Raw genomic sequence first — 22910 nt, 5'->3', positions numbered from 1 at the left:
TTAACGCTATATTTAAAAGGGTTCATGGCACGGTGTATCCAATGGAGTGCAATAATGATAAGGTGAGAAGCATTATTGAGGCTTTATCGGATAAGGAACCCATTGAGGCTTATCAGACACTGCTTGAGGAGAACTGCTTCGGTAGGAGCATGATTTACGACGTTGGTGGTAAGTACTTAGTATACATGAAGGATGAGGAGAATGCGTGTATCGAGGAAACGAACTCAATAGACAGAGCCAGGGAGTTAGCGAGGGCATTTGTTGATTCCGTTTGTTCTTGATTGTTATGAAGGTAAGGGTGGTATTGTCAGCGAATCTTCATGAACTTGCCAATGCTGTGAGTATCACCTTGGAGGTACCGAGTGGGTATACGGTTAGGGATTTAATAATGAAGCTTGGTGAGGTGAATCCGGAGATTCCGAGGATACTGCTTAGGGTGGTGAACTTAATGAGAATTATGTCGTGATCGTGAATGGTAGGGATATATACTGGCTAAAGGGCTTGCTCACTAATCTAAGTGATGGCGATGAAGTGCTAATTGCGCCTAAGGCGTTCATATCGTAAAACTTAATACCTCCACTTAAGTAATTTAGTACTCGTGATTGCGAATGGCTAGGAACAAGTTAATGAGCATTAACGAGGCATTAGATTTGATAAACGATGGCGATGAAATAGCGATTGGAGGCATGTCCTTTCACCGCAATCCCATGTCTATGGCCATAGCCATAGCAAGGTCAAATAAGAGGGACTTGGCGCTGGTGGATAGGGAACCTGGCTTGCCTTCGATTTATTAACGATATCGGGTAGGGTTAAGAGAATTAGAGCTGCCATGGTGACCTTCGAGCACTTCGGCATTGCCCCCCCTGGGTTCAGGAGAATGGTTGAGAGTGGCGAGGTGGAGTTCATAGAGGATGTTTGTGAGGGTGTAATGGCGGGACTCCGTGCAGGGCTTATGGACTTCCCTTCATGCCATCGGCAATAGCGTTAGATAGCGATTTAGTCCCGTTGAACGTCAAGAGGGGTATTTGGAAGGTGATTAGGGATCCGTTTAATGACCAGGAGTTGGTCGCGGTTAAGGCGATAAGGCCTGACGTGGCCCTAGTGCATGTTCATAGGGCTGATGAGAGGGGGGGTGATGTTGAGATTTATGGCCCTAAATACGAGGATTTACTTAAGATTCAGGCTGCCAAGAAGGTTATAGTTACGGCGGAGGAGATAGTCAGTGAGGATTACTTTAGGGAGCACCCAGAGCGATTAACAATACCTGGCTTCATGATAACCGCGGTTGTGCATTCGCCAAGGGGGTGCGTGGCCGACGTCTATGTACGGTTATTATAAGGCTGATTACGAAATTATCAAGAGGTACTTTGATAGTGTTAAGGCTGGGCTTAGTATTGAGAAGGTGCTTGAGGTGTTTGCCCATGGCTGACATGGATAACGTCATTAAGTGCATGGCTAAGCAATTAAAGGATGGGGGGGACATTATATATACGGGCCTCGCCTCAGTCCCAGCGGTGTTGGCAGTTGCGTTGGCTAGGTATTGGGGATTGAATATTTGGTTCATAAACGTGGCCGAGATATACGAGCCTAAGGATATATTGATAACACCATCATCGGGAGACCCATACCTATTCATTGATGGTAAAGGTTTCGTAACAAGCCTAGACGCCTTTGACCTAGCCAGGCGTGGGCAGCTTGACGTTATGTTCTTCTCCGCGGCCCAGGTCGATCGCCGTGGTAACATGAACCTATCAGTCATTGGTAGCTATGAGAAGCCTAGAGTTCGACTACCAGGTGGTGCAGCTGCGGCTTACCTATACAGGAGAGCCCGTAGGATCGTGATGTGGCTTAAGGAGCACTCGAGGAGGACGCTTGTTGAGAGGGTTGACTTCATAACCGCCCCAGGGCCCACAAGGCAGGGTCCACGCTTAACCATATGTACGCCAAAGGCCATGTTCGAGTTTGACCATGAATTAGGTGAATTGGTACTGACCGGTTTATTCCCTGGTATAAGCGTTGATGAAGTGATTAATAATATGGCCTTTAAACCAAGGGTTAGGGAGACATTGAGTGTTCTTGAAACCGTAACGCAGGATGAGCTACAATTCCTAAATAAGCTGGACCCAGGCGGTGTTAGGTATTCGTAATTTATTAAAATTATAATCACAGCATCTTATTCTCAATCTTATATGCACCAAGTATTATTGCACCAGCGGATTTCGAAGCCTCAACAAGCTTCTTACCAACCTCATCACCACCCTCCGCTGGGTAAACAAGTAGGGCGTAGCCAATGGCCTCGCCGGGCCAACCGTAGGCATAGGCTAACAGCAGGTTGAGTCCTGTGGCTGCTTCTATCGTGGTTAAAACCCTGCCTAGAGTACCTGGTTCATTGGGCATTGCTATGTGTATTACGAATACGCCGCCCTGTATTGTCATGGCTAGGTCATAAAGCTTCGTGAATAGTCTCTGCATATCCTCAATCATCCTAAGTAAATTGGCTCCCGCGCTCACGCTTGAATTGAACATGATCAATTATTTCAATTAATCACACAAGATAAAGAAAAGACTAAAGTAATGTTGGTCCATTAATTAAACGACTAATGAGGAGCATATACAAATGCGTGATCTGCGGTTCATACACTGAAGACACTGTGCACTGCGGAGTACAAACTAAGTTGTTACTAAATGGTAAATTAAGGAGCAGGTTGAGTCATTTAATGACTTACCTACTTAGGCATAATCCAGGCGCGGTAAACCTATCAATGGATAGGGAGGGTTGGGTAGGCATTGACGAGTTAGTAAATGCATTGAGGAGTAGATGGGATCCAAAGGCACTCTCATGGCTAACTAAGGAGCATGTAATAGCGGTGGCGCTGCTCGACCCAAAGGGTAGGTTTGAGATTAGGAACGGAATGATCAGGGCTAGGTATGGCCATAGCAAGTCACTCAATGTTGATATAAAGTATGAAGTCGACAGTAAAGTGAAGACCTTATATCACGGAACCACGAAAGAGGCGCTGGTACGAATAATGCGTGAGGGGATAAAGCCCATGAATAGGAAGTACGTGCACCTAGTACTAGACCCAAGGGATGCGTATGAGGTGGCTATTAGGCATGGTAATGACGTAGTAATACTAGTGGTGAACGCTGATTGCCTTAGGAAAGGCGGCCAGCAAGTACTGATAGCGACGGATAGAATAAGGCTCGTGCATTACGTACCACCACAATGCATAGAGTCGGTAATGAACCCACGAAACTAAAAGCTTAAAATTGCCCACGAAATGACAATTACCGGCCGGTAGTCTAGCCTGGCTAGGATGCCGCCTCTGTGCTTCTCGACTCGGTTTAGGGACTTGTTATTGGCTTCAACAACAACCCTTTAGGTATTGATTAGTTCGTTACTTAGGTCTTCTTGAAACGCTGGGGGGGCTTGGTATTGAGTGGTTGTTATGCGTAGAGTGTGAGTGGTGTCGAGCCAATACTAGCCGGCATAATCGGCGCGTTACTACTCGCAACCCTCTACCCACTCATTGTTCATGAATTAAGTGGTTTAGCCATTTACGAGGTTAACCTACTCACGATATTCATAGCATTAATGGTTAATGTAATCGCGGTAACGGCTATATGCGTATTACTCAAGGCTAGGGAGTGCCTGGGGGGGGACAGTGGCTCTCGCCCTAATCACCTACACCAACGCCCTAATCACAGACCACCTAACCGACCCACTAGACTCAGTGATTATCACCACAGCGAAGGGACTATAGCCAGTGATTGGAACCCTAAGACCAATAGACGGCTTAGTAATAGACCCAATACTGCCCATGCTAATGACTCCCCCCCTGGCACTCTACATATCCCGCAACCTAACCATCACCCACACAGTACCCTCAACCTGAGGTTTTCGAAATTAAAGGCATTAATGAGTTACTAGGTCTCAGGATCACAGGATCATAAAAGATGAGGAATTTATAAAATTCGTATCAAACATAAACAGGGAAATCGGTGAGAAAGATGATGTAGCCTTAAGTGCATAATTATTTATTTATCCAAGTAGTTCATCATTTGTCCTCTGTAATTACTTAGTGAGAGAGATGCTGCTATTCTAGCACTTATTTCCGTAGATGCTACAATAGATTCTATAAGTCTTTGTCCATCAAGCCCCCCCTTTATTTACTAAGTAATAATAAAGTATTGGAGCAATTATACCATGCCCTAAATGACCATAATATAATAATGTTGAATCATAATCAAACATAACGCTTAACATAGGATATACGTCAATTATATCATGGTTACTTATTAATGATATCGCCCAATTAACTGATAAGGAATTCAAAGCAGCGGCTAAAGTATCAATTAACATTAATTTGGCACTCTCAATACTTAACGGTGGTATATCATTATAAGTAATTTCATGAAGCCACTCTGAAGCCTCCTGAAGAAAGTTACGTACTTTAACCTGAATATCATCATTCATGCAATAATTAATAGAATAACTACCTTAATTAATTTTATGCTGGTGTTGTAGTAACTATAATTATTTTATTATTTAATAGAGGTTTACTTGTTCCATATTCGAAAAATGCTCTACCAATGCATGTAAATGCTTTATTATCTATATTCAATACTAAATTTGCTATTTCTGTGTTATGGCAATACTTATTTCCGTTAGGATCCTCATACTCTGCCATAATCATATTTCTAGGATCAGCATTAACGTTAATCTTAATATTATTCTTGCTAATTTTAAATATCCATCTAAGTCCATCAATACTTAAATACCCTTTAAACGATTTGCCAAAAACTCTGCCAATGTTAATGGTTTTACCATTAACTTTAATGAATCCAATCCCGAGATATGCATTTTGAACCTTTGTAATTAGTAAATCTAGCCACCCTTTCTCATCCTCATCAAAACCGCTGCAATGAACCCAACCCCCCCATTCATTTAACTCTTTAGGAATTGATATAAACCCAATCATACCCTTATAATTATTAACCTCTATTTCCTTTTGCATGATAAATACTTTACCATTAAATGTCGCTAACGGTGTTAATAATAAGTATTTACTACGCAAAACACGAAATAATAATGGTATGGGGGTTATAAATACCTTCGTGAGACTCAAATCTAAGGTTCCAGGAAAACGCATTACTTTCACCCAATGCAATAGAATCTTTAAGGGAGAATCGAGAATTGCCTAACATTAAATTATAACCTCTGTCTAACTGAAAATAATTACGTGGATAATTAACTCTATATCCAACTGGTTTGTTAAGGCCAAAAATGCTTAACCATAATCCAGCTGAAGTAGGATTTAAAGTATATCTTAACCAAATTCCTACGCCATTTCCTGAAAGTGCTAAAAAGATAACTTTACCCATAATTCAACCCCTCAAATAAAGATATGAAAGCACTATGAGTATTACCGCTATTAAGGCAATTAATCCGTCAGTTACTACCGTGATTTTTAACCATGATATTGTCACGTAAATTTCCGATAAGTAAAGACTTGAGAGAGATGATGTTATTTTACCCGCAGCGAGGGGGGGTATTAGAAATATCCAATACTTTTTTGGGTTTAGAAACACCATAAATGCTAATACCGTTACAGTAACCATAAATGCTAAGCCAAGCGCGTACCAAAATGCTGAATTCTCCGTGATTGGGCTGAAATATCCAGGCCTTAACGCATATAATGCCGTGAATGCTGCAAAACCTATAAAGCCCATGAAAGCTATTACCTTAATCGTTATAATAAGAACCCTTTCTCTCATACTTATACACCGAATTCCTTCGCTATGTTTTGCGCTATTAACAGGCTAATAGCGTTTATAGTTAATTGAGGATTAATACCACCAGTACTTGATGGCAGAACTGATGCGTCAGCAATATAGAGATTATCCACGTTAAATACGTGCCCATTAATATCAGCAACGCCAATATCAGGATCTTTGCCCATTCTGGCGCTCGACATAGGATGATAGGCGCTTATTTTAAACATCTTAGGATTATTAATATTGTCCAAGATACGCTTAACCTCAGATACGCTTCCTGCAACACCGTTTTTACGTAATGGCAAGTAAACCTTTTTAGCACCAGCAGCAAAGAGTATTTCTGAGGTTAATTCGATGCCTCTTTTTATTCGTTCTAAATCCTCACCTTTTAAGTTATAATCAGCAACAGCGCCCATATACTTATGTAAGGGACTTGGAAAAACATATCCCTCACTTATTAAGTCATCACTCAGAACACCTATAGTCGCAAGTTTATGTATGTTTTTAAACTCTGAATAAAGTGAAGGAGTTACTTCATTAGAGCCAAGCCCAGGTGGTGGAAATGTCGCTTCTAACAGAATTCCTTCCTTAAGTAGACTATCTACATAGTATGACTGCATGGTCCCTCTCCAGCCATATATATCATAGTCCATTCTACCAACAACACCAACCGCAGGATGTATGTGCAAATGCTTGCCTAAATTTTTATTTTTAATTCCTGAATTACGCAGAATTCTCGGTGTATTTATAGCGCCTGCTGAAACCACGATTACCTTAGCCCGCACTTCATGTACTTCATTACCATAATTAACTAAAACCCCCCCCACTGCTTTTCCGTTTTTAATGATTATTTTAAGTACATTAGATGATGTGAATATCTCAGCGCCATAATCCTTGGCCTCCTTTAAAAATGTAAGTCTCATATCGAGCTTACCACCGTGTGGGCATATAAACGCGCACTCGCCCTGCCCATAGCATGTACCTAAGGGTCTTCTAATAGGTCCATGGCTTAAACCGAGCATTTCAGCGCCTTTACGCATTACAAGAGCATTATTACCAAGCAATTCCTCAGGAATTGGCTGAATATGTAATTTTTCCTCAATAATTTTATAAGCATCACTTAACTGACTCATGGATAACTTCACGCCGGTTTCCTCACTCCATTTCTTAAGAACAAAGTCCGTTATTCGAAACATGGTGCCAGAATTAACCGTAGTTGTTCCGCCAAGCACCTTACCAAAGGGAAGACTTATAACAGCATTACCAATTGCCGTTGTTAATCCATTATTCCAATAATATTTAAGCGCTCTAAATACAGGTGGCTTTTTAAGATCCTCAACCGTTGGTTCAAGCCCTACCTCAAACACCGCAACCTTTAACCCCCCCTCCTAGCTAACTCCCAAGCAACAACAGCACCACCAGCGCCGCTACCAATAATTACTACATCATACATATTCTTAGGTTTACTAACACTTGATAGTTTAGGTACGTGTGTAATGATTGTAGGAGACTTTAATGGTGATCGATCATAATTAATGGCCTTAGCATTATTCTCATCAACGAAAAATAATGCTGCGGTCATGAACATCAATAAGTCATTGACTATAACATCTATAAGACTACCTGGCTTAATACTACTAAGCCATTTCTTTTTCTCAATATCACTTAATTGTAAAAATCTTTTAAAATACCTAAAGAATGGCGCCCAGTCAGTAAGTGTTGCGGAGAGACTTATTATTCTCTTACTTTCAGGTGACATCTCATTTAAAGCGTTTTGTATAATTGAATAATTCATAATAGAACCAAGATTCGCTTTAGATAGAGCATTTATAATACGTAAGGTTCTATCATGGATATAGCCTACAGATACTGACATTAATCACTTGCGGCAAATATAATTTTAAAGTAATATTTCTATATATTATATATAATTAGCATTTAAATTATTGTATATATCTAAAATATAAATCGATTTATAAAGGACCGTCTTTGGCTTATTGCTCGTTATTATGTATGTGACCTTGTATCTTAGCTTAAGGACGTCATTAATCATTAGCTTTACCTGCTTGATGACTTTGATCTCCTTGTCCATGATCTCGAGGCGGTAGTCTCCTTCGCAGTACATGATTATTACAGCCGCATAAATCGGCTGTAGTAGTCTTGAGTATTCTCTGTGTAGTATGACTGCGGCTATGTGCGTGCAGACCTCGCTCTTCCTCCTCACTCCCCCCCAGTTAGTCTCGAAGCAACTGCAGAAGTACCTACCATCCATAAGCCTCGCCGAGTCTCCCCCCTCGACATGGACTAAGGCTCCTTTCAATCGCTTGCTTAAGCCTATTCAGCACTGGTTCGGTAGTGATTTATTAGTCTCGTTGGGAGTCAATCCATGGATGTCTCCATGGCTCTTGAAGTCGTTAAACCAAGGATCTGCTGGGGGAGTTAAGGCAAGGGGCTTTAATCGGTTAAAATGCGGTGAGGAGGTCAATGACTCAAAGGTCATTGATGAGGTCAATAGGCTAATCAATGAGTTCCTCAATAGGGTAGAGAGGCACAAATCAATCTTGTTGAGTGACTCGGCAACGCCGTTTGACGAAACAATTAAAGCCTTAAGCAGTTGGTTACAGGAAATTAAGGCGAAGGTTGAGGAGGGCTGTGACAAAAAAGTAATCATGCTAAGAAAGGTGATGCTTGAAATAGGCGAGAAGATGCTGAGGTTGGCTAAGCAAGCACGCGAAAGATGGTTCAAAGTCTACAAGCAAGAGCTCGAGGAATTGATTGAGAAGTTAAGGAACGGCAGAGCAAGATATTAATAAGCGGAGAGCCATTTAATGAGGATAAGTCATTCACGGTACACCTATATGCAGAGAATCTAGTGATTATCATAAGCAGAGTCACTGAGTCAGAAAGCATAACAATAATCATATTACTCACTGGGCTTGAGGGCTTCCATATTGTCACGCCCAAGCTACTCGATGATAGTAAATTAAAGGCAGCGCAGTACGGTCTATTGCTGACGGACGGAACAATCCACAGGAGAGGCTACCCGGTGATGAACACAAATCACCTCTGGCAAGTCATCGCCTGGCTACTAGCGTGGCCTGGAGAAAACCACGTATACATTACACAGCGTGAACATCAATAACTGTGTAAGCGTTAAATGGCAATTAAGGGCTAATGACAACAAGGGTTCATTCGGGAGTAAGGCTGTGGTTGCTGAGGATGTTAGTAAACTAGGCGATGGTGATTTCATGACGTTCCTACTGTTTGCGATACTCGGTGATGGCGACATCAGCGTTAGGTGGAAGTCAATTAGGCTTGTGATGGGCGAGTCAAAACGTGAAGTGTGGGGTGAAGTTATCAAGAGGCTTGAGGGTCTAGGGTTTAAGGAGAGGAAAAGAAAGCATAAAATAACATACGTAGTTAAGTCCTCAAAGGCTGCCGAGTTGGCTAAGAAAATGCTTGACAACCCCCCCTCAATCAAGGCATCGATTGAGGACCTGGCCCTACTGCCAGACGCCGAGAAACTTAAGCGACTAACAACGCTGACAAACATGAAGAGTGAGCCGAAGGGTAAGTCATCAGTTGAGGTCGCTGGCATTAAGATGACTGTCAGTGTGAATGGTGTTGGTCATATTGAGCTTAGGGTCACACGTAGGGACTATGAGGAAGCCAGAGCCATCTTGGAGAGGTTGAGGGGGGGTGCGGACTACGGAGAGGTTGAGCTGAGTAAGCGAGGCAATTACTTCGTGGTTTACATGGGCATAAATACGATTAAAAAGTACCCAGAGCTCGTCACCAAAGTCTGCGAGGTGCTGAGGAGGATGCTCGAGGGGGGGCGGTTAGCGAGGGCAAGGAAAGGAGGGTAAAGGCAATAACAAAGGCAATGGCGAGCCTAGGCTGTCAATAGCCCGCCCAAGGCCCACGGGCACAATAAAACCACACACCTGGAGTTCCGGGCTCATTGACGTGGTAATACCGATGGTAAGTGCGGATTGCCTTAGGAAAGGCGTTCAGCAAGTAAGCAACGAATAAAATAAGGCCCACGTATCACCGCAATGCATAGAAACAACAAACTCACCAAAACAAAAAACTTAAATTCTTCATGAAACCAATCACCTTGGGCCGGTAGTCTAGCCTGGAAGGATGCCCAGGGGGCTAACGCCCCCCCGCATAGGCTTGGCGCGCGGGAGATCCCGGGTTCAAATCCCGGCCGGTCCACCACATCGTGGGAGTTAGTTTTTTGTTTCAATCATTGTTTTTTGTATGATGATTCTGTGGTTGTTGGGCGTTGGCTTTGGTTTGCTGGGTGTTTCCTGGTTTACTCTTGAGTATGCCTCGGCTTTTCGACTTAGCGCTGATTATAGGTTGTCGTACATTAAGGAGAGGCTGAATTACCTAACGCCGTTATACATCATTGGTGCTGCTGCTGTGGCTTTAACCCTAATTTCGTGGATTGAGCCTTGGTACAAGGTCTATGTGTCCTACGTCACGGTGCTCGGCCTAACCGTTGGTGGTAAGGTATTTTTTAATAGAATGAGGAGGGGCTTCATAAGAGCGCTCGATGTTTATGACCTCGACCTCGACTTACCCATCGTTTCTGCGGCCGTATCGTTAATATCGCTTAACTCTATAGTTAATATTCTAATGATTAACCTCATGTCCACCGTAACTCTATTTCTTGAGTCGCTCATTATGTATGTTAGGGCGAGTAGGAAGTTATTTGATGTTGGGCGCATGAACGCGATACTCTACTCATTGCCTCAGTTGGTAATTGCCCTATACGCACTTTACGTCTCAGTGAGGTTGGTAATAGTGTTCGTAATAGCGCTTTTTGTGTTGGCATTGTTTATTAGTGACTTAACGTATTTGGTTATTAAAAGTCCGTAGTGGTAAGCCTTAATTCATCGCATCTCTAGAATAATTATGGTGATGAATGCTAGACCAGGATGATTTAATGATTGGTAGAACCCGGGCTGACGTCTAAGTTCTGGGTATGGTTTTTAAGTGGTTTAATTTTATGATTAATTGATGTATGGATAATAAGAAATTGAAAAACTACATACTCATCCAGAACCTCGCTAATGGACTTGCATCACCCTTCATGAGTTTCTTAGCCACTGTAATAGGTGTGCCCAACGTTGGTATTAGTATTGTTTCGTCAGCATCCTCATTCTTTAGTGGCGTAGTTCAATTACCATTAAGGAGGGTTAGGCGGGTTGAACAGTTGCTGAAGTTTTCAACGCTGTTGCTTGCCGTTTTATGGTTCATAATGGCATTCATAGCCTATGGGAATCCCATAATGTACTTAATAACTTACGTCCTGATAGCCGGCGTTGGTGGTGCGAATTCGTTCGCGTGGGCATTAATAATGGAGAGGTTGAGTAGGGGGGGTAGTAGGGGGGGTTGGGTATTGGCTAATTTTGCGTTTTATGGTTCCATAGGCAGTTTATTGGCTACGTTAATTACGGGTGTCATAGTCGGTAGTAATTATGTGGTAATGCACTATGTATTCATGACCACAGCATCGCTTATTTTCATTAATGCAATTAACGCGTGGAGCATAGAATCGGCGGATCCCAGCGATCAGGTAATTACCGAGCCGTTATCAATGCTTAGGAGTAATAGAAAATTGACAAGGTTCCTCCTCATCAATACTCTATTCGCCATTGTATGGAGCTTTGCATGGCCGCTCTTCCCATTGGCTCAGGTTTATCTGCTTAATATGAATGTTGAGCAGTTGGCTATTGTTAATGTAATTAGTGGTGTATCAACCCTAGCCCTGCAGAGATTTGTGGGTAGGTGGTTTGATAGGAATAGGAAGTTAGTAATGCTCCTGGGGGGGAGGCTCTTGCTTGTGACGTTTCCATTATCATATGCCTTAGCCAATAATGTTTATGTGATTTACCTGGCAAACACGGTGGCGGGGGGGTTCACGAACTCCGCCTCTAATGTTGCCTATATATCCTTCGTATATGACAATTCTGAAGATAGAAGAACTGCGGTTAGCCTGTACAACCTATTTTATGGTGTTGGTACATTAATTGGGTCATTAATAGGTGGTGCATTAGTAACTGTGGTTGCCAACTACGTGGGTTTAAAGGATAGTATTAGGTACATGCTGCTTGGCGATGCCACGGCCAGGGCATTAACGGCCATGCTCTACGTGAGTGTTTAGGCGGTTCGGAAGTTTTTTATTGAGGTTTTTTACTTCCGTAGTGAATGTTCACAGTATTTATTGTTGGGACCGCCGGATCGGGTAAGACGACGCTTGTCAGCACCTTTGCTGAGTGGCTTGAGAATAATCAGTACGATGTTGCCATAGTTAATTTGGACCCAGCCGTGGAGTACGTGCCTACATACCAGATATAGACATTAGGGATGTGGTTTCAGCTCGGGAATTAATGAGGAAGTATAAGCTTGGTCCTAATGGTTCGATAATAGCCGCAATAGACATGCTTGCTGTTAGGGCTCAGGAAATCAAGAGCCAAATAATGGATATTGGCGCGAATTACGTCCTGATAGACACGCCTGGGCAGATGGAGTTATTCGCATTTAGAAGCGTTGGTTCAGTATTAATTAATAGGTTAAGCATGGATAGGTCGGCAGTCGTCTTCGTAATAGACGCAACGCAGGCGCAGACGCCAAGTGGTTACGTATCCTCGATGCTCCTGGCATTATCAACACAGTTTAGGTTCAACATGCCCCAGGTTAACGTATTGAATAAGATTGACCTGCTCGATAGGTCTGTGGTTGATGAAATACTTGAGTGGGGGGGTGAGGAGACGGACCTCCTCAGGGAAGCATTAATGTCTAATCAAGCAAATAAGTTGGAGGCTGACTTAAGCGTTAGGCTGTCGGACATACTAACGGCTATTGGTACCATTCCGAAGCCAATACCGATAAGTGCCAAGACTGGTGAGGGCCTTGACGCGCTCTATAGAGTGTTACATAATGTGTACATTGGTGGTAGTGATTATGATTACCTCGAGTAAACCTCACCAGTGTTCCTAAGCATTATGTAGCCAGGCCTAAGCCCCACCTTACCTATCCTGCGTATAAACTCCCTGACCGCTGGCTTATTAATGCTTGCCTTAGAGACCACAATGTCGAATTCCTCGAGGGCTATGGGCTTAACGGTAAGCCCCCCCATTGTGAGTGCCTGCCCAGCAATGGCTATGCCATAATCAGCTAACCCTCTGGCAACCTTTTCAGTAACCTCTACGTGGGTCTTGACGACATCGTTATACCCCTTCACAATTCTCCTTATTTCATCCATGCTATACCCAGTGTACCTGGCTATTCCATTAAGCAGTAATTCCGTTGCGAGTCTAGTTCCAGAGCCTGGGTTCCTATTAACCATCCTAAGCCCCCCCAGTATGTCCGTCAAATCACTAATGCTTAAGTACGGCCTATGCACTATGCCCAGTAGCCTCATGTAACCCCCCTTATTAAGACGGCATCATCCCAGGCACCCAATGAATTCATATAGGGTATGTTATACTCACCACTCACTGGGTCAATCAGGTGAATCCCGGCTATGTCAGCCAAGCCATTAATGACCATATTCAACCCACCCATTGAGCCAACCCAATAGGCATCAATACAGTAACCCTCACTCCTCATTTCGTTAATTATGTCCCTAACAATACAATCATCACTCCCGGCGTATACCGTGTCGCACACAGTACCATCAGGCTCCATACATACCTATTCACGATCGACTTATACGTATTTAGTAATTCCCTGCCCTCGGTAGTTAGTGTCATTCCGCCTTATAGCCTCGTCTTGAGTTAACAACCTTAACATCCAAACCACTCTCTAGCCTATTAATTAACTCCCAAGCCCTCGAGTACGGCAGCCCAAGGTCCTTAACCACGGACAATAAGGAACCCCTCTTTTCAAGGATCTCGAGAAGTTTAGCCGTTAGGTCATCCATTAGGACCTTTCCATCCTGCTCAAGAAGCACCTCAATCTTAAATCTAGGCTTACCCACTATTATGATTAGGCTCTAATTCCTTAATAAGTGTTTTACTGTTCATTGGTTATAATAGAATGGTTTATTAATGAGTTAAGAACAAAGCATATTCCCCCCCATACTATGGTCATTAAAGCCATTATACTAGACCTTGACATGACCCTTGTAAATACACTACCTAAATTTCTAAGCATTCTTAGGGAGTGCGCCGCCAGGTATGGCAGGAATATAGATAGTGATATCAATAAATTACTTAACATTTACTATAGAGATCCATCGTTAAGCGAGGTGCTGGGTGATTTATCGAGAAATTTCTGGTTTTGGCATGAGTGCTGGGCATTGTACTCCATGAGGAGGGATTACGGTGAGGTCTTTCCAGGGACTTTAGATGCTGTGAAGGTTTTACGTGGTATGGGAAAGAGATTGGTTATAGCCACAGGGAGGGAGCTGGAATGTTCGCGTATGATGGATGAACTTAGGTATTACGGGTTTACGGAATTTATAGAAGGATGTGTATCACTCGGTGATTTAGGCCCAGGGCATGACAAGCTCGACCTAGTTAAAAAGGCGCTTGATATCCTTAGATTACCACCTAATAACGTAGCCTATGTGACCGACCATCCAAGGGACATACTCTTAGTTAATGGTTTGGGTACGATAAATATAGGCGTGGCGACATGGGCTAGGGACTTCCCGACGAAATTCGTAATTAGGAGTGTGGCTGAGCTACCTAGGCTCGTTGCCATGCTTGATGGAGCCTCCGATTAATAACTATGCCTATTGATACTCCAAGGATTATCGGTGCTAGGTATGCGAGGAGCATGTACCAGGGTATTCCTAGGAGACCTGGTATCACGGTTATGTAGTACGGACCATACATACTTGGGCTAACGTAATCATTGCCTGGATACTCTATTAATACCTCATAAATACCCGGCTTGGTGAATTGTATGGAGCCCTTCACGTAATACCCAGTAATTGGCAGTTCATAGATGCTCACGGTCCTATTACCACTCTTGATTATTATAGTTAGGTTTCCACTAACGTAATTAACAGGTATATTGGTGGTGATACCCACATTAAATGTCTCATAGCCACCGGCGGCGATTAAATTACTACTTCCATTCACGTTAAGCGTCAGGGGAGCCTTCATTATACTTAATACATAAGTAGCCTTACACCCCCCCTGGTAATTAATATTCCCGGGCCAGGACACGGTCACCGAGTAATTGCCAGGTAATTTGGGCATGAAGATGTATGTGCCTATCCCACTTGCATTAACGTACATTGTTCCGCTTATTGGAGAGGCGCTGCCTGTGATTACTATGTTCAACTGCGCATTAACGATTATGGGCTTCATCTGGCTTATTATCGTGATTTCATGAAACACCTCCGGCGTCCCATTAACAGTTATCGATAATGAGCATAATGCCTTGCTAACGATTATTGTGAGGTTCGTGGAGCTTGGCAGGTAATTTGGTGGGTTCGTGTAGTAAATAGTTACTAAGTACGTACCGGCCTGGGGGGCGGTATCCAAGTTACCTGGACGGCGCCGTTTACTGGCGTGTAACTACCTATTGTTGATGCCAGTCCATTTACTTCATACCCTATTGTCAATGTTCCACCTGAGATGGGTGGTGATAACTTTACATAGATATTAACCGCGCTTCCATAAGTTACGTTGGTGCTATTCACATAGGCGATTATGTATACCGTGCCCGGCAACACTATGAATGTGTAGTTAACAAGGGCCTCCTGGAAATACGTGGTATTTGTGAACTCAACCGTTAATACGTGATAGCCAACACCATAGTCGACAAGTAATGAGTATTGCGCAATTCCATAATTATTGGTGGTTACGGACGCCACATAATTGTTATCGACGTAAATACTTAATTGCTGATACTGCAGGGGGGGTCCCACCGGCGTTGTTGCATTTATAGTTATTGACATATAATTACCGTAATTGGCGGTACTCTGCATGCTTAGGGCTAGGGATACGGGCGTTGGCACTATTGTAAAGGTTAGTGTTTCATTCTCATTCCATGTATAGCCCCCAGCATCCGTGTAACTAATCCTGAATGCTATTGTGGCTGTACCTAGCGAGTAGGGCCCCGGCGTTACTGTTATACTCTCATTTACTGGTGGCTTCACGGAAATCATGTTACTACTAATTACCACGCCTGTCCCAGCCATTACTATTAACGCTGAACTTATTGGTATGGGCGTGCTATTAGTTATATAAAGGGTAATTGTCTGAGGCACGCCGCTGTAAAGCTTCGTTGTTGCGGTGTTTATTGTCACACCAGGAATTACTGAGGACACCGTGAAATAATAATTCACTACATAACCCACCGTGGATAACGATAGTGACGCGTTATAATTACCCTCAGTTAGAGCCGGCACAGTTATGTTAAATGAGTTTTCCCCAGGCTGTAACGTCCATGAGCCCTGAACCACGTAATTTCCAATACTCAGTGCGTAAGATACGTTAATTGGTATTGGTGCATTATCATCAATGTTAATAGCAATGGTACTATTCAAGCCAGCGCCTGTGTACACGTGCGTGTAATTGCCTATAGTTTCAGGGTAGGATCCGTAGTACCAGGTAATTCCCGTGACTGTGAATGGGGGGGCAGGTGGATCCGCACCAAGTACCGTTAGCACTATGTGCATAATCAACGCTATTATTACCATCCACGATAGCAATTAATTACTCATTTAAAAACACTGCTTACCTGTAATGATAGATGTAAAGCCTCATTGCCAGGCGCATCTAGGTTTTTAAGGGCTTACGGGCAACAGCAACTGAGGGTATGGGTAATAGGTTTACTGTGGTAACGTTTGGCTGTTGGTTGAATAAGGCGGATAGTGACATAATGATTACGAAGCTTAAGTCATTGGGTTGGGAGTACGTGGAGGACCTGGGGTCTGCCGACACAATAATCGTGAACACCTGCGCCGTTAGGGAGGAGGCGGAGAGAAACGAGCTCAAGCTCCTGAAGAGATTAAGCGAGGAGTATCCGGGTAAGAGGTTGATTGTTACTGGTTGTTTAACTAAAGTTAGGCCCGCAACTATAAAGGATGTTGCTCCCAACGCCGTGCTCGTCTCATCCCACGGAGCTGAACTCATAGATGAGGTAGTGAATGGTAATGCTGATGTTCATGTATATGAGGATAGACCGGCGAAGTACCTGCCCAATTACTACCCCGAGCTTCATGGGCATAGGTACGTAGTACCGATACAGGTTGGTTGCCTGGGCAATTGTAGCTTCTGCGTTACGAAGATTGGTAGGATGGGTTTCGGCAGGGTGAAGAGTTACGATATAGACGATATAGTCAATGCCATCGCGAATGCCGTTAGTAAGGGCGCACGGGAAATCTACTTGACGGGGGGGCAGGAAATCAGTGCCTATGGACGCGATAGGGGGGGTTATGACTTAGCCGACCTCCTCGAAAAAATACTGAGTAAGGTCGATGGTAGGTTCATGATTAGGCTAGGGATGATGGAGCCCCTTGAGTTAAGCCGAATAATTGACAAGCTCCTCGACATTGTAAGGTCTGACTGGCGCGTGTATAGGTTCTTCCACGTCCCAGTACAGAGTGGTAGTGATAGGGTGCTGATGCTAATGAGGAGGAAGTACTCAGTCGACCTATTTAGGGACATCGTCATGAGGATTAGGAGGGTCTTTCCTGACGCGACCATCGCCACGGACATTATTGTGGGCTTCCCTGGGGGGGAGACCGATGAGGACTTCTGGGCGAGCGTGAAGCTAATTGAGGAGTTGGGTATTGATAAGGTTAACCTGGCTAGGTATAGCCGTAGGCCATTTACCGAGGCAGCATACATGGAGCAGGTGCCTGAGCAGGTTAAGAAGGAGAGGAGTAAAATTGCCACTGACGTGTTTAACAAGGTCGCCTTAGAGAGGAATAGGATGTTCATTGGTAGGGAGATGTGGGGGGGTATTGTGAGTGAGGTTGACTTTAAGGGTGAGAATTACGTTATTCGTTCATACAATTACAAACCAATTGCTGTGAGGAGAGCCGACATTGGCGCATTCGTGAAGGTGAGGGTCACGGACGCAACATCGCAGAGGCTCTTTGGTCAATTACTTGAAACGGAGAGCTTAGGCGTCAGGTATAGGGTTGATTTCAGGATTACTGAGGGCCTTGACCTAATTTCCTAAGCTTAATTACTCAATCCTTAGCACCTCCATAGGCCTGATCTTCGTTATTGATACTAACGACGGTATCGATGCGATTACGGAAGTGGCTATGGCTATTACCAATGAGTATACATACAGTGTTGGTAGTAATATTACGGGTATTATTATTGGCAGGTTTAGCCTAATCATTATGTACCTAGCCAGGTAAGCACCTGCTATGCCGAGTACTATGCCTATTATCGAGCCTATGATGCTCATTATGAGTATTTCAAGGAGGAATATCAGTATTACCTGGTTATTAGATGCGCCTAACGCCTTTAGAATTCCGATCTCCCTAGTCCTTTCCCTAACATTCATTATGGCCGTATTCGCAACACTAAGCCCAGTAACTATTAGGCTTAGCGCTATTATTACCACGAAGAATAGGTTGACCATGGACAATGCATTAGAGATTGAACTAAGAACAGACTTCTGTTCATAAACATCTGCATTAGGGAAGTACTCACTCAATGCCGTAGCCAATTGATTAAGGTATTCCGGATTCTCCTGGGATAGTTTTATGAATATCGCATTGACAAAGCCCTCATCATCTAAATCATTTTGTAATGTGCCTATTGGCGTCACGATCATGTTAAGATGAAAACCAAGGAAACCACCAAGTATGCTACTAAACGTTCCAGTGACCTTAAGGGGTATTATTTCAGTGCCTCCTTGAATACCCGTTAGTACCTGGACATAGATTGTATCACCAATACTGATGTTATCCCTTTGAGCCAGGGTATCCTGTATTATTGCCTCACCATCACTCATGGGTAGTGAACCACTCTCCATGCGAACCTCAAAGTACGAGAAGTATTGACTGGGTATCCCAATTAGGGTAACTGCATGTCCATCAACTTGAGCCGTACTTATTATTATCGCAGGAACCACATAGGATACGTGGGGGAGTCTCGCAATGACCTGAGCCACAGCCTCGGGTATTGAAACACTTTGTGAATAAACCATTAGATCCGTGGGTAGTATGTTCTCAACCTCATTCGTGATCGCTACCTTGAATCCGTAGGTCATGGTCTCAAGTGTTATCATCAACGCCACACTATAGATTATCGCGAGCATTGTTAGTATAGCCCTCGTCTTTCTACCGCCGAGGTTCCTAATTGACATTGTGAATAAGGTCCTTAGGCTCATGAGGCGGTTTAATGTAATCATACTACGCTTAAAAACGCTTCTAACTAAGGATAGTCAGTCTTCACCTCCCTCCTCATTACTGCGTATCAGTCTGTTGATCCATCATCACACTAATAATTATTGGCATCGCTACTATTAATAATTTTTATTACCATGCTACTACACGTCATGATGCTAAGTACTAATTCATTTAAATGCATTGGTTCATAAATCAATTGTCTTTTATACTTTCATAAATTTGTAACTTAATTAATAATAATGCTTAAATAGTAGTATTCATGTAGGGCTACGTGCCTAAGAAGATACTTATCCTAGGTGGTGGTGTTGGTGGTGTTGTCGCTGCTAAAAGAATTGCTGAGAGAATAAGGGGGGGTAGAGCTGATGCTGAGATAACGGTGATAAGCGACACAGACTATTACTTACTACCGCCATTACTAGTTAATATAGCACTTGGCGATATTGAACCAAGTAAAGCGCAATTACCGTTATCCATGCTGGAGAGGAGGGGGGGCGTTAAGTTTGTTAAGGCTAAGGTCACTAAGGTAGATCCCGATAATAGGGTTGTGGAGACGGACCAAGGCAAATTCAACTATGACTATCTCCTGGCGAGTTTAGGCGTTGATTTTGACTTTCAATCTTACAACCTAGGTGTTGGTTATCACAATTATACATTAGATGGTGCACTTAAACTTAGGGATGCCCTTAAGTCCTTCAGCGGAGGTAAGGTGGTTATTTTCACGCCTGAGCCAGTATATAGGTGTGGTGTATATCCCTTTGAGTTTGCGGCTCAGCTTGACACGGTGTTTAGGAAAAGGGGGGGTATTAGGGATAGGGTCGACATAACGTTGGTTCACCCATTCGAGAAGCCAATACAGCCCCCTGGGACCTGAGGCTATTAAAATAACGGAGGAGGTCTATGCGAAGAAGGGTATTAAGTACGTTGGTAATGCGAAGCCAGGAACCGTTAATGATAAGGAGAAGGTCGTTGAACTAGCGAACGGTGAGAAGTATAAATATGACTTGCTCATAGTGGTACCGCCAGCAAGGCTTCCAAAGCCTTTCGAGGGGGGGACGCCATTAATTGCTGACACACCCACTGGTAAGTGGACGGCAATAGATGTTTACACGGGCAGGAGCCTTAAGTACGATGACGTTTACCTACCTGGTGAGCACTCAATGCCTTACATAGGATTACCAACGGCGGGAGTGCCGGTGCATTTCACAGCCTTAGCGAGCGCCACCGTAATAGCAGGCGAATTGCTTGGCGAACCCATTGAACCAGCCAGATTAACGCGATGACTTGTGCCATGGATTATGGGGGGGACTTAGGCATGATGTTTAACTGCGATGTTAAGCTTGATTTAACAGGTAATAAGGCTGCGTGGTAGGTAGTTGCTATAGTATATTAACGTCACCACTTGGTAGATTGATTAAGGATCTATTTTATAAAACCTGGCTAGCAACAACAATGTGAGGTGATGGTCATGGCACAGGCACAACAAGCACAGGTTGAGAAGAGCCCTGATGAGAAGCTTGCTGAGGCTTTAAACATACTTGTTCAGAATATTGATGAGATTAGGGGGGGTTTGCTTGATCAATTAATTGAGCTTAAGCGTAGCGGCGTAATTGACGCATTAATGCTAATCGTTAATAGATTCGACGAGGTCATACAATACCTATTCCAAGACCCAGCAATATTTAGGCTGCTGTCCATCTTAGTTGATGGTAGTTTGCAGGCAATGAATAAATTGGATACCCAGGATGTGCTTAAGTTGAAGGGTTTAGTGCAGGATCTAGGTGGTTGTTTGGGAAAGAATGTGGATTTAGCAAATGCTAAACCCGTAGGTGGCTTGATGGGGGGGCTTTGGAGGGCGTTAGGGGGGGATAAGGACGTGCAGAGGGGGGGTCTTGGCGTCGCGATGGCGCTCTTGAAGGCGTTGGGTAAATGCTCGGCTCAGCAACAGGGATAAACAATCACCTAGGGCTGAGTTATTAAATTAGGATTTAATAATAAGATTTTTATATATTGACATTAATAGCAAAAGCGATGAAGGTGCAAGTCAAATTTTTGACTTTACTATATGAAATGACTAAGACGTTAAGGGCTGAGATCGAATTGCCTGACGGAGCAACACTACTTGACTTGATAAGGAGAATTGATGACGTTATATACCCAGGCTTTTCTAAGGTGATCCTTGATTGTAACAATAGAATTAAGGATAAATTCCTAGTCTTAATTAATGGTAGGTCTCCGGAATTTCTTAATGGTATTAATACGAGGTTATCAGATGGTGATGAGGTAACATTCTTACCACATTGCGGTGTTGCATAATTAGTGCCTTTTGTATTAAGCTTTTTAAACTATTTTTACTGCTAGTGCTTGATGAAGGTTCAGGTTAAGTTCTTGGCATCATTATACGACATAACCAAGGTACTTAAGACTGAACTTAACATACCCGACAACGCGACAATTAAGGATCTGATACAAATCATTGATGATTCAGTAAGTCCAAACTTCTCAAAGGTCATACTAGACGATAACGGCAGACTTAAGGATCAATACGTCATACTGGTTAATGGTAGATCAATAGACTTCTTAAATGGGTTAAGCACTAAACTATCTAATGGTGATGAGGTAGTATTCCTACCACCAGCGGGTGGTGGTTAAAGAGTGATTTAAGCGGTAGCTTATGAACTGGCTTTATCCTGATTCTCGTTATAACTCTCGAGGATCCATGACGGTGTTGATAAAATAGCCACATAACCACCGAATGTCTGGGTCAGTGTTAGGTTTTCCTCAACTGATTTGGGCATTACGAATAGTTCGACATCCTTCCTACCCTTAAGCATTAGTGTTAGGTTCATTATCTCATCCTCACCAACATCCTCACTAACAACAACCACCTTAGCAATGCCCTTCTTAACCGCGTCCATCACGGAGTCCTTACCGTAGATTAAATACTCGGGTTTCTTAACGGCTAGGTACATTATCTCCTCCATTAATTTCTTGGCCTTGACGTACTCGGTCTCCTTAAGCTTATCCTCGGCATTCCTAATGGCCTCGAGAACACCACCAATGTCCGCGCAACATGCAGATACAATGGCGATGACCTTATCCCTAATCCTATGGTCAAGCTCACCCTCCTCAAGGAACTCCTCCTTCGTTGGTCCTGGCCCAGCAACGACAATACCTTTAGGCTCGGTATCTCGGTAAACACCTTATTGGCCCTCTCAGCGACTAGCTTGTAAAATGTCTCGGCTAAATGCTCCGTCTGTCGTTTATATCTGAGGGCTGACTGTCCGCCAGCCGCGTGCTTGTTCGGTACGAAGAACTCCACCTTATCAACAATCTCCCAGTAATTACCCCTCAGCAATGCGATGACTGCCTCGCCCCTCTCGATCACTATTATGCCATAGGTATCACTGCTCTTAACCATGCCCTCAAGTATCTCCGTGTGGAATGAGGTATCGCATATGTACTTGAAGGTTGATACTGGTATTGGTGGTATTATTGCGTAGAAGACCCACTCATAATTGCCTGGGTTTATCATGTGGAAGCCTGCGAATATTGCCAGTCCATTCTCTGGAGCCTTTGAAATGCCCTTTATCGAATTTATAATCCTCTCGAGCGCGTCCTGAACATGGGTTCTAGTGGTCTTATCCTTAATATTACTCGCCAACGCCCACTCCTGCCTAAGCATTGATACCACATCAGGTATTGGCCTGTTACCGTTGATGTATAGGCTTATGAGCGTCGTTGCATAGCCCCTATACTTCTTGAGTAGGTTTATCATTATTTTCAG

The 22910-nt window shown here is 43.5% G+C and carries 33 protein-coding genes, 1 tRNA gene and 2 pseudogenes; 23 read left to right on the top strand and 13 right to left on the bottom strand.

All coding sequences use genetic code 11. From position 1 onward, the window contains the following. The first annotated feature begins 41 nt into the window (after positions 1–41). The 6 genes from JCM11217_RS05195 (at position 42) to JCM11217_RS05180 (ending at position 2147) form a co-directional block, all read left to right on the top strand. Complete coding sequence (locus tag JCM11217_RS05195) at positions 42–281, top strand: hypothetical protein (RefSeq protein WP_054842288.1); 240 nt, start codon at positions 42–44, stop codon at positions 279–281. Positions 282–286: 5 nt separating this feature from the next. After that, positions 287–466 (top strand): hypothetical protein, encoded by a 180-nt coding sequence (locus JCM11217_RS05190; protein WP_243678430.1) that lies wholly within the window; start codon positions 287–289, stop codon positions 464–466. A 142-nt stretch (positions 467–608) separates the two neighbouring features. After that, positions 609–794, top strand: a complete 186-nt coding sequence (locus tag JCM11217_RS14085; protein WP_243678429.1) for a CoA-transferase — start codon at positions 609–611, stop codon at positions 792–794. A 35-nt stretch (positions 795–829) separates the two neighbouring features. Further along, positions 830–982, top strand: coding sequence for a hypothetical protein (locus tag JCM11217_RS14080; protein WP_243678428.1), 153 nt, complete (start codon positions 830–832; stop codon positions 980–982). Further along, positions 967–1338, top strand: coding sequence for a CoA-transferase (locus JCM11217_RS14075; RefSeq protein WP_243678427.1), 372 nt, complete (start codon positions 967–969; stop codon positions 1336–1338). The genes JCM11217_RS14080 and JCM11217_RS14075 overlap by 16 nt, the downstream gene beginning before the upstream one ends. 83 nt (positions 1339–1421) lie before the next feature. Next, entirely contained in the window at positions 1422–2147 is a 726-nt protein-coding gene (locus tag JCM11217_RS05180; protein WP_054842286.1) for a CoA-transferase, read from the top strand. A 16-nt stretch (positions 2148–2163) separates the two neighbouring features. Here JCM11217_RS05180 and JCM11217_RS05175 read toward each other — a convergent pair whose 3' ends face one another. Then, the gene (locus JCM11217_RS05175; RefSeq protein ID WP_054842360.1) at positions 2164–2511 is read right to left on the bottom strand and encodes a hypothetical protein; all 348 of its coding nucleotides are present in this window, start codon (positions 2509–2511) and stop codon (positions 2164–2166) included. A gap of 89 nt (positions 2512–2600) precedes the next feature. On the opposite strand from JCM11217_RS05175, the gene JCM11217_RS05170 reads away from it, so the two are divergent. Then, positions 2601–3260 carry an RNA 2'-phosphotransferase gene (locus JCM11217_RS05170; RefSeq protein WP_054842285.1) on the top strand — a complete coding sequence of 220 codons (660 nt, stop codon included), beginning with the start codon at positions 2601–2603 and terminating at the stop codon, positions 3258–3260. A gap of 200 nt (positions 3261–3460) precedes the next feature. Further along, the gene (locus JCM11217_RS05165) at positions 3461–3931 is read left to right on the top strand and encodes a hypothetical protein (protein WP_054842284.1); all 471 of its coding nucleotides are present in this window, start codon (positions 3461–3463) and stop codon (positions 3929–3931) included. 222 nt (positions 3932–4153) lie between these two features. On the opposite strand, the gene JCM11217_RS05160 is transcribed toward JCM11217_RS05165, so the two are convergent. The 6 genes from JCM11217_RS05160 to JCM11217_RS05135 all read right to left on the bottom strand — a co-directional run bounded on the left by JCM11217_RS05160 (position 4154) and on the right by JCM11217_RS05135 (position 8098). Continuing rightward, positions 4154–4477, bottom strand: a complete 324-nt coding sequence (locus tag JCM11217_RS05160) for a hypothetical protein (protein WP_054842283.1) — start codon at positions 4475–4477, stop codon at positions 4154–4156. Between the two features lie 34 nt (positions 4478–4511). Next, the gene (locus JCM11217_RS05155; RefSeq protein ID WP_243678426.1) at positions 4512–5018 is read right to left on the bottom strand and encodes a hypothetical protein; all 507 of its coding nucleotides are present in this window, start codon (positions 5016–5018) and stop codon (positions 4512–4514) included. Positions 5019–5388: 370 nt separating this feature from the next. Next, the gene (locus JCM11217_RS05150; RefSeq protein WP_243678425.1) at positions 5389–5733 is read right to left on the bottom strand and encodes a hypothetical protein; all 345 of its coding nucleotides are present in this window, start codon (positions 5731–5733) and stop codon (positions 5389–5391) included. Positions 5734–5780: 47 nt separating this feature from the next. Then, positions 5781–7145, bottom strand: coding sequence for a GMC family oxidoreductase (locus JCM11217_RS05145; protein ID WP_054842280.1), 1365 nt, complete (start codon positions 7143–7145; stop codon positions 5781–5783). An 8-nt stretch (positions 7146–7153) separates the two neighbouring features. After that, on the bottom strand, positions 7154–7537 hold the full coding sequence (locus JCM11217_RS05140) for a hypothetical protein (protein ID WP_054842279.1): 384 nt from the start codon (positions 7535–7537) through the stop codon (positions 7154–7156). 162 nt (positions 7538–7699) lie between these two features. Next, positions 7700–8098 carry a hypothetical protein gene (locus JCM11217_RS05135; protein ID WP_243678424.1) on the bottom strand — a complete coding sequence of 133 codons (399 nt, stop codon included), beginning with the start codon at positions 8096–8098 and terminating at the stop codon, positions 7700–7702. A gap of 70 nt (positions 8099–8168) precedes the next feature. Here JCM11217_RS05135 and JCM11217_RS14070 point away from each other — a divergent pair, with 70 nt between their 5' ends. The 8 genes from JCM11217_RS14070 (at position 8169) to JCM11217_RS05115 (ending at position 12770) form a co-directional block, all read left to right on the top strand. Beyond that, entirely contained in the window at positions 8169–8588 is a 420-nt protein-coding gene (locus JCM11217_RS14070) for a hypothetical protein (protein ID WP_243678423.1), read from the top strand. Positions 8589–8650: 62 nt separating this feature from the next. After that, positions 8651–8920 (top strand): hypothetical protein, encoded by a 270-nt coding sequence (locus tag JCM11217_RS14065; RefSeq protein ID WP_243678422.1) that lies wholly within the window; start codon positions 8651–8653, stop codon positions 8918–8920. Next, entirely contained in the window at positions 8907–9644 is a 738-nt protein-coding gene (locus JCM11217_RS14060) for a hypothetical protein (protein WP_243678421.1), read from the top strand. The genes JCM11217_RS14065 and JCM11217_RS14060 overlap by 14 nt, the downstream gene beginning before the upstream one ends. A 253-nt stretch (positions 9645–9897) precedes the next feature. Further along, positions 9898–9999, top strand: a tRNA-Ala gene (locus JCM11217_RS14055). A 42-nt stretch (positions 10000–10041) separates the two neighbouring features. Then, the gene (locus JCM11217_RS05125; protein ID WP_243678420.1) at positions 10042–10665 is read left to right on the top strand and encodes a hypothetical protein; all 624 of its coding nucleotides are present in this window, start codon (positions 10042–10044) and stop codon (positions 10663–10665) included. Positions 10666–10810: 145 nt separating this feature from the next. Then, on the top strand, positions 10811–11953 hold the full coding sequence (locus JCM11217_RS05120) for an MFS transporter (RefSeq protein ID WP_054842277.1): 1143 nt from the start codon (positions 10811–10813) through the stop codon (positions 11951–11953). A 44-nt stretch (positions 11954–11997) separates the two neighbouring features. Further along, positions 11998–12147: an ATP/GTP-binding protein gene (locus tag JCM11217_RS14050; protein WP_243678419.1), complete on the top strand. Its 150-nt coding sequence runs from the start codon at positions 11998–12000 to the stop codon at positions 12145–12147. 11 nt (positions 12148–12158) lie between these two features. After that, positions 12159–12770, top strand: coding sequence for an ATP/GTP-binding protein (locus JCM11217_RS05115; protein ID WP_243678418.1), 612 nt, complete (start codon positions 12159–12161; stop codon positions 12768–12770). Here JCM11217_RS05115 and JCM11217_RS05110 read toward each other — a convergent pair. Continuing rightward, a pseudogene (locus tag JCM11217_RS05110) lies at positions 12758–13341 on the bottom strand (substrate-binding domain-containing protein). The gene JCM11217_RS05115 and the pseudogene JCM11217_RS05110 overlap by 13 nt on opposite strands. Before the next feature lie 199 nt (positions 13342–13540). Beyond that, positions 13541–13771 (bottom strand): hypothetical protein, encoded by a 231-nt coding sequence (locus JCM11217_RS05100; protein WP_054842274.1) that lies wholly within the window; start codon positions 13769–13771, stop codon positions 13541–13543. 105 nt (positions 13772–13876) lie between these two features. Between JCM11217_RS05100 and JCM11217_RS05095 the strand changes: the two genes are divergently transcribed. Continuing rightward, on the top strand, positions 13877–14521 hold the full coding sequence (locus tag JCM11217_RS05095; RefSeq protein WP_054842273.1) for an HAD hydrolase-like protein: 645 nt from the start codon (positions 13877–13879) through the stop codon (positions 14519–14521). On the opposite strand, the gene JCM11217_RS14045 is transcribed toward JCM11217_RS05095, so the two are convergent. Continuing rightward, positions 14484–15290, bottom strand: coding sequence for a hypothetical protein (locus JCM11217_RS14045; protein ID WP_243678417.1), 807 nt, complete (start codon positions 15288–15290; stop codon positions 14484–14486). The two genes, JCM11217_RS05095 and JCM11217_RS14045, sit on opposite strands and share 38 nt — an antisense overlap. Further along, positions 15257–16450 (bottom strand): hypothetical protein, encoded by a 1194-nt coding sequence (locus JCM11217_RS14040; RefSeq protein WP_243678416.1) that lies wholly within the window; start codon positions 16448–16450, stop codon positions 15257–15259. Before JCM11217_RS14040 ends, JCM11217_RS14045 begins: the two co-directional genes overlap by 34 nt. A 119-nt stretch (positions 16451–16569) precedes the next feature. On the opposite strand from JCM11217_RS14040, the gene JCM11217_RS05085 reads away from it, so the two are divergent. Then, entirely contained in the window at positions 16570–17940 is a 1371-nt protein-coding gene (locus tag JCM11217_RS05085; RefSeq protein WP_054842272.1) for a tRNA (N(6)-L-threonylcarbamoyladenosine(37)-C(2))-methylthiotransferase, read from the top strand. A gap of 6 nt (positions 17941–17946) precedes the next feature. Here the strand turns inward: JCM11217_RS05085 and JCM11217_RS05080 are convergent, their stop codons facing one another. Then, on the bottom strand, positions 17947–19107 hold the full coding sequence (locus tag JCM11217_RS05080) for an ABC transporter permease (protein ID WP_243678415.1): 1161 nt from the start codon (positions 19105–19107) through the stop codon (positions 17947–17949). Positions 19108–19397: 290 nt separating this feature from the next. Here JCM11217_RS05080 and JCM11217_RS14035 point away from each other — a divergent pair, with 290 nt between their 5' ends. From JCM11217_RS14035 to JCM11217_RS05060, 5 genes are all read left to right on the top strand, one after another. Further along, entirely contained in the window at positions 19398–19997 is a 600-nt protein-coding gene (locus JCM11217_RS14035) for an FAD-dependent oxidoreductase (protein WP_243678414.1), read from the top strand. Between the two features lie 139 nt (positions 19998–20136). Then, positions 20137–20406 carry a hypothetical protein gene (locus JCM11217_RS14030; RefSeq protein WP_243678413.1) on the top strand — a complete coding sequence of 90 codons (270 nt, stop codon included), beginning with the start codon at positions 20137–20139 and terminating at the stop codon, positions 20404–20406. Between the two features lie 179 nt (positions 20407–20585). Then, positions 20586–21077 carry a DUF1641 domain-containing protein gene (locus JCM11217_RS05070; protein ID WP_243678516.1) on the top strand — a complete coding sequence of 164 codons (492 nt, stop codon included), beginning with the start codon at positions 20586–20588 and terminating at the stop codon, positions 21075–21077. Between the two features lie 77 nt (positions 21078–21154). Next, a complete protein-coding gene (locus JCM11217_RS05065; protein ID WP_054842271.1) occupies positions 21155–21439 on the top strand; it encodes a MoaD/ThiS family protein in 285 nt (94 codons plus the stop codon). Between the two features lie 51 nt (positions 21440–21490). Next, the gene (locus JCM11217_RS05060) at positions 21491–21775 is read left to right on the top strand and encodes a MoaD family protein (protein WP_054842270.1); all 285 of its coding nucleotides are present in this window, start codon (positions 21491–21493) and stop codon (positions 21773–21775) included. Between the two features lie 20 nt (positions 21776–21795). Here the strand turns inward: JCM11217_RS05060 and prf1 are convergent. Beyond that, positions 21796–22901 (bottom strand): annotated as a pseudogene (prf1, locus tag JCM11217_RS05055) (peptide chain release factor aRF-1). Between the last annotated feature and the right edge of the window lie 9 nt (positions 22902–22910).

The organism is Vulcanisaeta distributa JCM 11217 (assembly GCF_001316005.1).
Taxonomy (GTDB): domain Archaea; phylum Thermoproteota; class Thermoprotei; order Thermoproteales; family Thermocladiaceae; genus Vulcanisaeta; species Vulcanisaeta distributa_B.
This window is presented reverse-complemented; position numbering and strand designations above follow the sequence as displayed.

What these genes read in the sequence shown, in the direction of transcription:
- JCM11217_RS05140 (WP_054842279.1), bottom strand. Translation starts at nt 7,537, where the DNA reads ATGTCACCTGAAAGTAAGAGAATAATAAGTCTCTCCGCAACACTTACT.
- JCM11217_RS14070 (WP_243678423.1), top strand. Translation starts at nt 8,169, where the DNA reads ATGTCTCCATGGCTCTTGAAGTCGTTAAACCAAGGATCTGCTGGGGGA.
- JCM11217_RS05155 (WP_243678426.1), bottom strand. Translation starts at nt 5,018, where the DNA reads ATGCAAAAGGAAATAGAGGTTAATAATTATAAGGGTATGATTGGGTTT.
- JCM11217_RS05065 (WP_054842271.1), top strand. Translation starts at nt 21,155, where the DNA reads ATGAAGGTGCAAGTCAAATTTTTGACTTTACTATATGAAATGACTAAG.
- JCM11217_RS05160 (WP_054842283.1), bottom strand. Translation starts at nt 4,477, where the DNA reads ATGAATGATGATATTCAGGTTAAAGTACGTAACTTTCTTCAGGAGGCT.
- JCM11217_RS05060 (WP_054842270.1), top strand. Translation starts at nt 21,491, where the DNA reads ATGAAGGTTCAGGTTAAGTTCTTGGCATCATTATACGACATAACCAAG.
- JCM11217_RS05080 (WP_243678415.1), bottom strand. Translation starts at nt 19,107, where the DNA reads ATGAGCCTAAGGACCTTATTCACAATGTCAATTAGGAACCTCGGCGGT.
- JCM11217_RS05180 (WP_054842286.1), top strand. Translation starts at nt 1,422, where the DNA reads ATGGCTGACATGGATAACGTCATTAAGTGCATGGCTAAGCAATTAAAG.
- JCM11217_RS14040 (WP_243678416.1), bottom strand. Translation starts at nt 16,450, where the DNA reads ATGGTAATAATAGCGTTGATTATGCACATAGTGCTAACGGTACTTGGT.
- JCM11217_RS05085 (WP_054842272.1), top strand. Translation starts at nt 16,570, where the DNA reads ATGGGTAATAGGTTTACTGTGGTAACGTTTGGCTGTTGGTTGAATAAG.
- JCM11217_RS14075 (WP_243678427.1), top strand. Translation starts at nt 967, where the DNA reads ATGCCATCGGCAATAGCGTTAGATAGCGATTTAGTCCCGTTGAACGTC.
- JCM11217_RS05190 (WP_243678430.1), top strand. Translation starts at nt 287, where the DNA reads ATGAAGGTAAGGGTGGTATTGTCAGCGAATCTTCATGAACTTGCCAAT.
- JCM11217_RS05150 (WP_243678425.1), bottom strand. Translation starts at nt 5,733, where the DNA reads ATGGGCTTTATAGGTTTTGCAGCATTCACGGCATTATATGCGTTAAGG.
- JCM11217_RS14050 (WP_243678419.1), top strand. Translation starts at nt 11,998, where the DNA reads ATGTTCACAGTATTTATTGTTGGGACCGCCGGATCGGGTAAGACGACG.
- JCM11217_RS05120 (WP_054842277.1), top strand. Translation starts at nt 10,811, where the DNA reads ATGGATAATAAGAAATTGAAAAACTACATACTCATCCAGAACCTCGCT.
- JCM11217_RS14080 (WP_243678428.1), top strand. Translation starts at nt 830, where the DNA reads ATGGTGACCTTCGAGCACTTCGGCATTGCCCCCCCTGGGTTCAGGAGA.
- JCM11217_RS05095 (WP_054842273.1), top strand. Translation starts at nt 13,877, where the DNA reads ATGGTCATTAAAGCCATTATACTAGACCTTGACATGACCCTTGTAAAT.
- JCM11217_RS05170 (WP_054842285.1), top strand. Translation starts at nt 2,601, where the DNA reads ATGAGGAGCATATACAAATGCGTGATCTGCGGTTCATACACTGAAGAC.
- JCM11217_RS05070 (WP_243678516.1), top strand. Translation starts at nt 20,586, where the DNA reads ATGGTCATGGCACAGGCACAACAAGCACAGGTTGAGAAGAGCCCTGAT.
- JCM11217_RS05125 (WP_243678420.1), top strand. Translation starts at nt 10,042, where the DNA reads ATGATGATTCTGTGGTTGTTGGGCGTTGGCTTTGGTTTGCTGGGTGTT.
- JCM11217_RS14085 (WP_243678429.1), top strand. Translation starts at nt 609, where the DNA reads ATGGCTAGGAACAAGTTAATGAGCATTAACGAGGCATTAGATTTGATA.
- JCM11217_RS05195 (WP_054842288.1), top strand. Translation starts at nt 42, where the DNA reads ATGGAGTGCAATAATGATAAGGTGAGAAGCATTATTGAGGCTTTATCG.